10 protein-coding genes are annotated in these 10,829 nt (G+C 60.5%); 3 read left to right on the top strand and 7 right to left on the bottom strand.

The window, feature by feature from the left end; all coding sequences use genetic code 11:
• Positions 1-450 precede the first annotated feature (450 nt).
• The 3 genes from IFT99_RS05600 to IFT99_RS05590 all read left to right on the top strand — a co-directional run bounded on the left by IFT99_RS05600 (position 451) and on the right by IFT99_RS05590 (position 2,326).
• Positions 451-942, top strand: coding sequence for an AAA family ATPase (locus tag IFT99_RS05600; protein ID WP_192130743.1), 492 nt, complete (start codon positions 451-453; stop codon positions 940-942).
• A gap of 171 nt (positions 943-1,113) precedes the next feature.
• Entirely contained in the window at positions 1,114-1,434 is a 321-nt protein-coding gene (locus IFT99_RS05595; protein WP_065987406.1) for a hypothetical protein, read from the top strand.
• A 142-nt stretch (positions 1,435-1,576) separates the two neighbouring features.
• Positions 1,577-2,326: a substrate-binding periplasmic protein gene (locus tag IFT99_RS05590; RefSeq protein ID WP_192130742.1), complete on the top strand. Its 750-nt coding sequence runs from the start codon at positions 1,577-1,579 to the stop codon at positions 2,324-2,326.
• A 36-nt stretch (positions 2,327-2,362) separates the two neighbouring features.
• Here the strand turns inward: IFT99_RS05590 and IFT99_RS05585 are convergent, their stop codons facing one another.
• The 7 genes from IFT99_RS05585 to IFT99_RS05555 all read right to left on the bottom strand — a co-directional run bounded on the left by IFT99_RS05585 (position 2,363) and on the right by IFT99_RS05555 (position 10,582).
• Positions 2,363-3,322 carry a quinone oxidoreductase family protein gene (locus IFT99_RS05585; protein WP_192130741.1) on the bottom strand — a complete coding sequence of 320 codons (960 nt, stop codon included), beginning with the start codon at positions 3,320-3,322 and terminating at the stop codon, positions 2,363-2,365.
• Between the two features lie 38 nt (positions 3,323-3,360).
• Positions 3,361-3,498, bottom strand: a complete 138-nt coding sequence (locus tag IFT99_RS05580; RefSeq protein ID WP_192130740.1) for a hypothetical protein — start codon at positions 3,496-3,498, stop codon at positions 3,361-3,363.
• A 49-nt stretch (positions 3,499-3,547) separates the two neighbouring features.
• Positions 3,548-4,324, bottom strand: coding sequence for an AraC family transcriptional regulator (locus IFT99_RS05575; protein WP_192130739.1), 777 nt, complete (start codon positions 4,322-4,324; stop codon positions 3,548-3,550).
• A gap of 143 nt (positions 4,325-4,467) precedes the next feature.
• Positions 4,468-5,736, bottom strand: coding sequence for an OprD family porin (locus IFT99_RS05570; protein ID WP_192130738.1), 1,269 nt, complete (start codon positions 5,734-5,736; stop codon positions 4,468-4,470).
• A 242-nt stretch (positions 5,737-5,978) separates the two neighbouring features.
• Complete coding sequence (locus IFT99_RS05565; RefSeq protein WP_083233037.1) at positions 5,979-6,209, bottom strand: hypothetical protein; 231 nt, start codon at positions 6,207-6,209, stop codon at positions 5,979-5,981.
• A 180-nt stretch (positions 6,210-6,389) separates the two neighbouring features.
• Complete coding sequence (gene aguA, locus IFT99_RS05560) at positions 6,390-7,496, bottom strand: agmatine deiminase (protein ID WP_192130737.1); 1,107 nt, start codon at positions 7,494-7,496, stop codon at positions 6,390-6,392.
• Between the two features lie 170 nt (positions 7,497-7,666).
• Entirely contained in the window at positions 7,667-10,582 is a 2,916-nt protein-coding gene (locus tag IFT99_RS05555) for an aminotransferase (protein WP_192130736.1), read from the bottom strand.
• Positions 10,583-10,829 lie beyond the last annotated feature (247 nt).

The following is a 10,829-nucleotide window of genomic DNA, read 5'->3' as shown; positions in this document are numbered from 1 at the left end:
TACGAATCTAAGTTCATAAAGCTTGAGTCTTTCGGAAAAGTCGAAAAGACTTAGTCCGACGGTATACCCAAGAGTGGTTTTTCGTATCTATACATGCTGAGGGGCTAGTAATTCTAGCCCCCTTTATCTTCAGGTAGCTCTTGACCTTAGACTTATCAATGAGCGTTACAGTTTCATAAGGTAATAAGGGTAGTTTAGAGGTAGTAATCTATACTTTATTATACAAATACTAGTACTAATAGAACGTTATTAATGAGTTCGACTCCTGGTGCCACCAGATTCAGCAAAAAAGCCCACCGAAAGTTGGGCCTTGTTTTTTTGGGCTTTTCAGAGTGGAAGTTGCGGCACGAATTTACCAACTCAAAAGCCTCAGCCATCCCGGCACTGCCCCTGATTGTCCCGACCTCAATCCACAGGCATCATCGTGGTTCGACATAAGGACGCGTCTCCATGGCCAACCCCACCCTCCACCTCCTGTGCGGAAAGATCGCCTCCGGGAAATCCACCCTAGCGAACTCCTTAAAAGCCGACCAAGCAGCGATCCTGCTGACCGAAGACCATTGGCTCTCAAGGCTCTACCCAGACCAGATCCACTCGGTCGCAGACTACGTAACGCTCTCAAGAAGACTGCGAGATGTCGTAGGCCCCTTGGTCATCGACATCCTAAACGCCGGCATCAATGTGGTGCTTGATTTCCCCGCAAACACTCCTGCAGACCGCCACTGGTTACGCGATCTGGCTGACACCGCCCAGGCCTCGCACAGCCTTCACTTCATCGACGTCGACGACGACACTTGCCGAGCCCGGCTGCACCTCAGAAACAAGCGCGGTGAACACGACTTCGCAGCAACCGACGCTGAATTCGATTTGATCACCAGCTACTTCCAAGCCCCAGATAAAGAAGAAGGGCTCAACGTAGTCATTCACCAGGATCGCTCTTAAACGGCTGCCACCCTGAGCGAACCAAACCGTCGGCTTCAAACGGCGCCCTAAGATTCAGAGCGCCCCCTCCCCCATCCCGCCCCCATCGAGTAACGTATACCCATCCAACGGGCCCTCGCGTCTGCGTCAGGACAGCGACCCGTCATCAGAAACACGACAGAAGGCCCAACCGTGCACAAAGTCCGATTGATCAAGTACGTCTGGACCCACCAGACCCCGGAGATTTCGTCTGAATGGTCCAAGCTGCTCTACGAAGTGGAGCTGCCGTTCGTCCCTTTCCATGGCTTGAACATTCAGTTGCCGATGCAGCGCGTCTGGCGCATTCGGGATGTTGAGTGGAACGTCGAGGAGCAGACCTTTCGGTGCCATATCGAAGATCAATTCATGAACTTGCTGGATGTGGATGACTCGTACGAAGACTGGATCGAGATGTTGGTGGAGTGTGGCTGGGAGATGAGCGGTCGCTACACCAATGAGCACAACAAGACCTGAGTCGCCGCCACCTGAGTATGTTCTCTGCAGTAGACGCAGGACGCGCACTGCGACCGGCAGAAATGAAGATCGATGCCAGACTGGATAACAAACCTGGCACAAGGGCTGTCCTGGCGCCTTATTTCCCCTGAGCATAACTGCCATGAAATGGATTTCCTGTTGTACCCGTTATGCGGCCAGCGCGCTGTTGGCGTGCTCGTCAGCGGCATTTGCGCTGCCGGTCGTTGACGTGTACGTGGCCGAAGCGCCGCCGCTGACCATGGTCAGTCAAGGCGACCATCACGGGATCGCGGGCGACATCACCCTGCAGGCCATGGCGATGGCCGGGTATTCCGCCCACCTGCTGTCGCCGCCGTGGCCGCGGGCGCAGCGGGATGTGGAGCTTGGCACCAACAAGCTCATCGCGCCGCTGACCCGCACGCAAAGTCGCGAAGACAGCTTCATCTGGATCGCGCCGGTGATGACAATGGACCGGGCGTTTTTCAGCCTTGATCGTCACGTCGAGACGTTTGAGGATGCGCGCAAGGCCTTCAAGATGATCGCCGTGGGCAGTGGCTCGGCGCAGGAGACGCGTCTACGTGAGGAAGGTTTTTCAGCCGCGCAGATTTATCCGCTGAAGATTGGCGAGAACCCGGCGCTGATGCTGCTCAAGGGCCGGGTGGACGCGTGGTTCAACGGCGTGCCGGAAACGCTTTATATCTGGAAGCAGATCAGTGATCGCCCGCTGATGATGAGCCGGGCATTGATGACTGCCGATTTGTATCTGGCGTGCTCGAAAGACTGCGACCCCCAGATGGTCGAGAAGCTGAAAACCGCGATCGAGACGCTGCGGTCAAACGGCTCGATCAAACGCGTCCAGCATGACTACCTCAAAGGGCTACCCGTCCAGTAATCCGGCAGCCCCTGCCCCAAGATTCGGGCTTGCCTGTCACGGCAGCAGAATGACCTTGTCGGCGCCGCCCTGATTCACTTCCGCATAACGCGCCAGGCCTTCTTCCAACGGCGACTCAATCAGCCCGGTTGGCAGCGGCAAGGTGCCGTCGTCGAACTGTTTGCCAAACTGCTCCAGCATCCGTGCGCAGGCTTCGACGCCATACAGCAGCGAGTTGATCCCCACCACCGAACCGCCCTTGCGGTAAAGCGCCAGCGCAGGCAGTTGCACGTGGCCGTCCACCGGCGCGGCGATGATTGCGATGCGACCGAACTGGGCCAGCGCAGGCACAGAAGCCGGCAGCCAGAAGCCCGTGGTGTCGAAGATCACGTCGGCGCCGCCTGGAAAAACAGCGTTCACTTGAGCACCCAGGTCTTCCGGCTTGTTGAGCTGGATCGCGTTGAAGCCTTGCTCTTGCAGCACTTTCAGCTGATCAGGTTTACGCACCGCTGCCAGCACCTGTGCACCACGCACTTTCGCCAGCGCGATGGCGGCGCTTCCCACTGCGCCATTGGCGCCGATGACCAGCAACCGGGTGCCGGCCTGCACGAGGCTGCGCTCAAGCGCGTCCCAGGCGGTGGTGTACGGGACGCCCAGACTGGCGGCCTGAGTAAAGCTCAGCGAGGCAGGCTTGATCGCCACGCCTTTGGCCGGCAGCGTGATGTAGCCGGCGTGGGAGCCGTCGCGGACAAAGCCGATTTCCTTGCCGGTGCCCCATACTTCCTTGCCGATCAGTTCCTGCGGGCCTTCCACGACCACGCCCGCGAAGTCACGCCCCGGAATGCGTGGCATCGTGGTGTAGGGGAAGCGGCCCAGGACGTTTTTGACGTCGCTGGGGTTCAGGCCCGCTGCTTTTATCTGCACCAGAACTTCGCCGGCCGCCGGGACTGGCGTGGGCAGATCGACGACTTCCAGCGCAGCCAGGTCGCCGGTGCGGAAGAATTGCAGTGCTTTCATGATGGGTTCATCCAGAGTGAGGAAAGGGGGTCGTCGGTTCAGGAGGCCAGATGGGAGAAGAACTGCTTGCCCACCGGCCACAGCCATTCACCGGCCTGCATGCCAAGCAAGCCAACCACTGCGAGCAGAGGCGCGACGGCGTTAAGCGATGACCAGAGTGTAAGGGGGGCCGGCAAGGTCTACCGGCCAAGAGCTTCTGAATTTCGGACAGTATCGGCGCAGGCGTTAGTGAGATGGATCAACCACCGGGTACTGAGAAGGCGCCATGCCCAGTTCGCGGCGAAACATGTCGCTGAAGCTGCTCGGCGAATACCCCATTGAACGAGCGATGGCGTTGACCGGCACGCCCTGGATGATCTCCGCCACCGAGGTCGCCAGTTGCACCTGCCGCCGCCATTCGGCGAAGCCCATGCCAAGCACCGCCTGAAACAGCCGGGACAACGTTCGCACGCTGGCGCCGGCGTTTTCTGCGTGCTGCTCGAATGACACGTCGATGGACGGCTCGATCATCACCGCCTGACAAACGCTCATCAGCCTGCGGTCGCTGTCATCGGGCATCGGCACTCTCAGCAGCGAACGCCGGGCGCGTTTGAGTTCGAGCAACGCCAGATTAACGACGGCCTCGTAGTAGTCCGATTCCTTGTCCTGCTCGGCCACAAGGCCGACGATCAACTCGCGCAGCAATCGGCCGACTTCCAGTACCTGAACGGTGGCGTCGAGGGTTCGGGCGAGCGCCGGCCGCAGGTAGATGTTGCGCATTTCCAGATCCGACACCACGCGAATCCCATGGGGCACGCCGGGCGGCAACCAGACCGCGCGCTGCGGCGGCACGACCAGCGCTTCGTTGGGCGTCTCCACCCACATCACCCCCGACATCGCATACAACACCTGCCCCCACTCGTGCTCATGGGGCTCGATGTACAACCCGCGGGGATACGTCCGTGACAGAGGCTGCACAGGGACGGCGGTGTTGGAGAGGTCGGGCGGCGCGGCGATTGCCATGGTGAAACCGGCTGGAGTGGGATACGGCGATGGTAGCGGGAGAGCGGGCAGGATCGCCAGTTCAGTGAACCCTCATACCCGAACGCCCCGATCTTGCGACCGGGGCGTCTGGGTGAAGCCGTCAGTTCTTCAGCCGTTCGACATCAAAACACGTTGATCGGGTAATCGACGAAGATCCGCGTTTCGTTACCGCCGACGTTGTACTGGTCCACATCGTTGGAGACGCGCAGGAACGAGTTGCGCAGGCGTACCGAGAGGTCTTTGACCGGGCCGCTCTGGACCACGTAGGTCAACTGGCTGAACAGTTCGCGCTCTTCGCCACGCCCACGGTCGCTGCCGTCGTCGATGTTGTCGCCGCGCACGTAGGCCACGCGGTAGCTGAGGCCTGGCGTCACGACGGTGCCCAGGTTCACGCCATAGCCCAGTTGCCACGAACGCTCGTCCTTGCCGTTGAAGTCCGACCAGTAGGAGTTCGCCAGGTAGATGGTGTTGCCGCCATCGCCGGTGCCGCCTGCGTTGCGGTAGCCGCCGTAGGTGTAACCGGTCTCGCCGGTGCTGCGCTGATGCGCGAGGGTGAATGAGTGGATGCCCACCGCCCAGGTCGCCGCCAGGCTCCAGATCTTGTTGTCGCGGGCGTCGTCGACGGCGAAGTCTTTGTCCAGCTTGGTCTTGTAGCCGTTGAAGTCGAAGGTCAGTGACTGATCTTTCGGCATCGCCCAGACGTAGTTCAGGTTCACGTACTGCTTTTTCAGCACGTCTTCGTCGTCGGAGGCGTAAAACGCGGCGCTGAGGGCCTCGGTGAATTTATAGCTGCCGCCGTACACGTTGATGCTCTTCAGATCACCGCTGTCGCGGCCTTCGGCGCTCTTGCGGGCCTCGGCGGTGAAGCGGCCGGCCACCAGCGTGAGGCCCTTGATCTCTTTGGAGGTGATCATGGTGCCGGTGTAGGACTCAGGCAGCAGGCGCGAGCCGTCGTACGTCAGCACGGGCAGCTCGGGCATCATGTCGCCGTACTTCAGTTCGGTATTGGACACCCGGAATTTGACCGCACCGCCGAAACGCGACAGGTCGTCCGCCGCATTGCCGCTGTCGCCCTGCTTGAAGAAGTCGATACCGCCTGCGCCGCTCTTGCCCTTGCCACCGTCCAGACGCGCTGCGTAGAGGCCGAAAGCATCAACGCCGACGCCCACCAAGCCTTGGGTGAAACCGGATGTGTAGCCGGCCATGAACGCCTGCCCCCATTCCGAGCGGTCCTGTGGTCCGTTTTTGTAATCGCGATTGATGTAGGCGTTACGCAGGTTGATCTTCAGGCTGCTGTCTTCAACAAATCCTTTGGAATCTGCCTGACCGTCCGCCATGGCGTGAGTGGCGGCGAGAATGCTCAGGGCGAGCAGGCCGATACGCTGTTTCATCTTGTTGTCCTTGTGAGCGGATTAATCGCGCGCTGTGGCAAATGCCCGGTGTGGGCAATTGCGTCTTCCGGCTCTGAAACAGTCCCGGAAGCCCGCACGAAATCATCACAGTGGAGGACTGATGCACGTACATGGCGCTAGGCCACAGGCGGTGGAGGCGCGAATGCTATCCCCCGTCTGCGGAAGGTGTCAATTTGATGGGAGTCAAACGGAGCCTCTGCAGTGCCTGATGCCGCCCTTCGTCAGCTGTGGAGCACGCCCAGCAGCGCTTCGATTTCCGCGTCATTGATCAACCCGCTGGGGTATCGCCTGGACAGCATCTTGCGAAAATCACCGCGTTGTTTCAGCGCCTGCAGCTCTTGCATGCGCACCAGCGGGATCCGGGTCGTCCGTAACCAGTCCGCCATCATCTGCCGTGCTTCACTGCTCGCAGAAAAACCTCGAGCCACTCGCAACTCATGACCTGCGTTCATAAGGACAACCTCTTATGTCGTGGACTGCGAAATCTACGGAGCTTTTGTTACAGACGGACGACCCCGCAAGGGCATTTACGCGCTGCTGGGACCCCGTCTTCCTACGACCGGCTTGAAACCGTCCAGCCATAAAAAAGCCCATCGTCTGATGGGCTTGATAACAGCAAGAAGCGAACCAACTCAGCTGCGGTGGGGCGCCGGCTGCTGCTGCGTCAGGCAGTGAATGTTGCCTCCACCCAGCAACATTTCGCGGCCCGGGACCATGACCACCTCGTGTTCAGGGAACAGCTGCTGGAGAATCTGGCGCGCCGTGTCATCCATCGGATCGTCGAAACACGGGGCAATGATGCCGCCATTGACGATCAGGAAATTCACGTACGAACCGGCCAGACGCACCGATGGGTTGCGCTCCTGACTGCCGTGCACCTGATCCACCCCCGCGCACTCTTCTTCGGTGGCAAACAGCGGGCCCGGGATCGGCATCTTGTGCACGACGAACGGGCGTCCCTTGGCGTCGCGGGCGTTTTCCAGCACCGCCATGGCCGCCTGGCAACGCGGGAAATTGGGGTCTTTCGGATCATCTGTCCAGGCGAGTAACACTTCACCGGGACGCACGTAGCAGCAGAAGTTATCCACATGCCCGTCGGTCTCGTCGTTGTACAGACCGTCCGGCAGCCAGATGATCTTCTCGACCGACAGGTGATCGCGCAGCACGGCTTCGATGTCTTCGCGCGACAGATGCGGGTTGCGATTGCGATTGAGCAGGCATTCTTCGGTGGTGATCAGCGTGCCCTCGCCATCGACGTGGATCGAGCCGCCTTCCAGCACGAAACCTTCAGTGACGTAGCGGGGGCAGCGCTCGATTTCCAACACTTTGCTGGCGACCTGTTCATCCAGGTTCCACGGCGCGTACAGCCCGCCGTCGAAACCGCCCCAGGCATTGAAGCCCCAATTGACTCCACGGACCTCGCCCGCGTCGTTGATGACGAAGGTCGGCCCGCTGTCACGCACCCAGGCGTCGTTGCTGCTGATCTCGACGACGCGAATGTTGGGCACATTCAGGCGGGCGCGGGCGTTGTCGTACTGTGCAGCCGAGACGCCGACGCTGACAGGCTCAAACCGGGCGATGGCCTTGGCCACAGCAACATGATCGTTCTGCACCGGCTTGCCGCCCAGACGCCAGTTGTCAGGGCGCTCGGGCCAGATCATCCAGGTTTGCGTCTGCGGCGCCCACTCGGCAGGCATATAGAAACCATCGGCGCGGGGGGTGCTGTTGAGAGTGGTCACAGTAATCAGAACTCCATGAAACGACGAGGGCGTCTGCGGCAAAAGAAGACAGACGTTATAGACGATAAAAATCGGATTTAAAAACACTAATCAAGCAATCGGGGCATATCCGGGCATCTAAAGCCGATATATATCGGAATAAAGTCCAATCGTGACGGATAAGAGCCCACTCAGCTCTTCAGTTCGCTCAGCACCTTCGACACGCTGTCGACAAAGAAGTCCACGCTTAGCCGGGTGGTGACCATGGGCGGCTTGATCTTGAGAACATTCAGATAATCCCCCGTAGGTTGCATGAAGATCCCCAGCTCACGGAGACGATCACACAGGTAGGTCGTTTCCTCGGTTGCAGGCTCCAGCGTCTCTCGATTGCGGACCAGTTCAAGCCCAAGATAGAACCCCGAACCATGGACGGCCCCGGCCAGCGGATGTTTGTCGATCAGCGCCAGCAGGCGTTCCTTGAAATAGCCGCCAACCACTTGGGCGTTTTCCCACAGCTTTTCTTCTTCCATGACGTCGAGTACCGCCATGCCGATGCGGCAACTCACCGGGCTGCCACCGGACGACGAAAAGAAATAGCCCTCAGCCTCCAGCGCTTCAGCGATTTCGCGACGGGTGATAACGGCGCCGAGGGGATGACCGTTGCCCATGCCTTTGGCCATCGTAATGATATCCGGCACTACGCCCTGCTCTTCGAAGCCCCAGAAGGAGTGACCGAGACGGCCATACCCCACCTGCACTTCATCGGCGATGCACACGCCGCCCTGGGCGCGGACTTTGTCGTAGCCCTGCTGCAAATAGCCCGGCGGCAGCGAGATTCCGCCGGCGTTGCCGTACACCGGTTCACAGATGAAACCCGCCACTTGCCGCCCCTGCTCGGCCAGCGCAGTCAGATGCGCGTCCACGCTGCGCAGGTAGAACGGTGTGCTGTCCGCGCCACGAAACTCACCGCGATACGTGTTGGGCGCAACCACGGGATGCACCCAATCCGGGCGCGTGCTCAGCGCTTGCGGGTTGTCGGCGATGGACGTCGAAATGGCATCGGTCGCCACCGACCAGCCGTGATAAGCCTCCAGCACGCTCAAGACATCGCGCCCGCCGCTGTAGGCCCAGGCCAGACGAATCGCCAGGTCATTCGCCTCGGTGCCGCTGTTCACCAGAAACACCCGATCCATCCCGGCGGGCGCCAGCTTCAGCAGGCGCTCTGAAAACTCGGCGATCGCCGCGTAATGAAAGCGTGAGTTGGTATTGAGCAGCGACCACTGCCGCGCGGCGACTTGGGCCATGCGTGGATGACCATGACCGAGCACCGCGACGTTGTTGAGCATGTCCAGGTAAGAGCGGCCTTGCATGTCGATCAGGTGGTTGCGCCAGCCGCGCTCGATCTGCGGCGGGGCCTGGTAATAATGCTTTTGTGAACGGGCGAAGCTGGCATCCCGGCGGGCGAGCAGCGCAGCTGAATCTGCCAACGTCGGGGCATCGCAATCGAAACCCAGCAGCCCTTTGGGTGACGGACACAGCGCACGCCAGGCTGCGGCTCGCGAAGGCGTGGTGAACAGCGGCGGGCTCACGTCCGGCTCCGAACACAGCTGCACGATCAACGCGCCGCCGCCCTGCCCGATCACGTCGCCCGCGCCGAACTCGACACCGGCGTCAAAATCAGAGCGCACGCCCCACAGACGCAGGTTCACTTCAGCGCCCACCAACTGCAACGCGCCGTCGGCCGTGTGACGCAGGCTGCCGGCAAATGGCGCATGAACAGCGGTGCCGTGGGGGATCTGCAATTCGGTATGCAGCGCGAAGGTGTCCGGTTCTTTTGCACTGTCCGGCAGCGTGCGGGACAGCCGGTATTCGCCATAGCGACTGGCGGCCAGACCATGTTCGGCCGCCTCTTTCAGCAGTTGCTCGTCGATGCCGCTTTGTTCCCAGTTGCCCGCGACGAAATGCTCGCTGAGCACACCCAGATCGACCAAAGCAAAACCCTGCCCGCTCAAGCTCGGCAACAGCGGCGAGAACGGCTCGGCCTCTTTGTCCGCTTCCCATTCACCCACCGCGTCGAGAATCGCCGCTTCCATTAACGCAATCGGCACGGAGGTGGCGACGTCGAAGATGTTCCACTCGCTGGCCAGATTGGCCTGGATGTAAGCATTGTCCGGTTCAATGCTCGCCTGTTGCTCGCTGCTCAAGACCAGTACGGCCGAGCGCGCAACGATCAATGGCCACAGCGCCAGCAGTTCCTCGCTTTGAAGCGGGTTGATCTGGTGATAGGCCTTAATGGCGGGGAGGATGAAAAACGGATCGCCCTCGGCATGGTGCAGCAGCGCGGCGCAGGTCACCGAGAGGTCAGCGATGCGCCACGTGCGCACCAGATCACCAAAGTCGATCAGCCCTTGAAGCTGCCACTGGCGATGGGCATCTCTCGCCCAGACCACGTTGTACTCGGTGATGTCCATGTGAATGGCCTGCACCGGCAGCGACGCCACCAGCGGCAGCAAATAGGCCTGGGCCTGCTCGGCGGCCTCGGCGATACAGGCGCGCTTGTCGGCATCGGCGATGACCGGGAGCAGGTGCTCGATCAACGCGAAAGCGTGACGCGGGTCCCACTGCAACACACGGTCCAGGCCTGGGTGCTCGAACCCGGCCAGCGCCGCGTCGACACGGGCACAGAGCTGCGCCAATCCGGTCACGATGTGCCGGTTCAGATGCGCGACGTGAGCCAGTGACTGCCCGTCGATAAACTCCAGAACGCGCAGGTGCACGGCATTGCCGTTGTGCTCGACGGACAGCAAGTCCTCACCCTTCAGCGCCGGCATCACTGCCGGAACGCGCATTTGCGGCGCAGCGCCCAGATGCCGCAACGCTGCATGTTGCGCCGCAAGTTCGGTGGCTGAGTAAGCACCGTGGCAGATCTTCAGGACGAAACGTCGCCCGTCACCGCCGTCCAGCAGGAAGTTTCGGTCTTGATGGCTGCCCAATGCCTTCAACGTCCCCGACAGCCCGTAACACGTCGTCAGCCATTCGGCGGCCTGCGCGGCGTCGACGTCCGGGCATGGCAGGCTGGAGCGACGAATCAAAGTGTCGAGCGACATGGGGGGAGTCCTGAGAGATAGAGGCACACTGACAATATCGCCAGTTGCGCGACCGTTAATCAACCCCGCGACCTGCGCCAGTCAAGAAATGGCTTATGAGACCGATACATAGGCCAGGCGTTAAACTCGTGCAACACCTGCGGCGGTTTAATGGCGCTAATTACGATGGGCCATCAATTAATATCATCGCTCGTCGGTGGATTGCTTCTTGCGCCAGTCAGCAAGGCCCCACAAGCTATGCTCCATC

Origin of the sequence: Pseudomonas sp. CFBP 8772, assembly GCF_014841665.1 — a bacterium.
In the GTDB taxonomy this organism is placed as follows: Bacteria; Pseudomonadota; Gammaproteobacteria; order Pseudomonadales; family Pseudomonadaceae; genus Aquipseudomonas; species Aquipseudomonas graminis_B.
Note: the sequence above shows the minus strand (reverse complement) of the source record. Positions and strands in the feature narration are given on the sequence as shown.

Excerpts from the sequence above, each read along its gene's own strand:
- IFT99_RS05600 (WP_192130743.1), top strand. The coding sequence starts at position 451 with ATGGCCAACCCCACCCTCCACCTCCTGTGCGGAAAGATCGCCTCCGGG.
- IFT99_RS05570 (WP_192130738.1), bottom strand. The coding sequence starts at position 5,736 with ATGAAACAGCGTATCGGCCTGCTCGCCCTGAGCATTCTCGCCGCCACT.
- IFT99_RS05565 (WP_083233037.1), bottom strand. The coding sequence starts at position 6,209 with ATGAACGCAGGTCATGAGTTGCGAGTGGCTCGAGGTTTTTCTGCGAGC.
- IFT99_RS05555 (WP_192130736.1), bottom strand. The coding sequence starts at position 10,582 with ATGTCGCTCGACACTTTGATTCGTCGCTCCAGCCTGCCATGCCCGGAC.
- IFT99_RS05590 (WP_192130742.1), top strand. The coding sequence starts at position 1,577 with ATGAAATGGATTTCCTGTTGTACCCGTTATGCGGCCAGCGCGCTGTTG.
- IFT99_RS05585 (WP_192130741.1), bottom strand. The coding sequence starts at position 3,322 with ATGAAAGCACTGCAATTCTTCCGCACCGGCGACCTGGCTGCGCTGGAA.
- IFT99_RS05575 (WP_192130739.1), bottom strand. The coding sequence starts at position 4,324 with ATGGCAATCGCCGCGCCGCCCGACCTCTCCAACACCGCCGTCCCTGTG.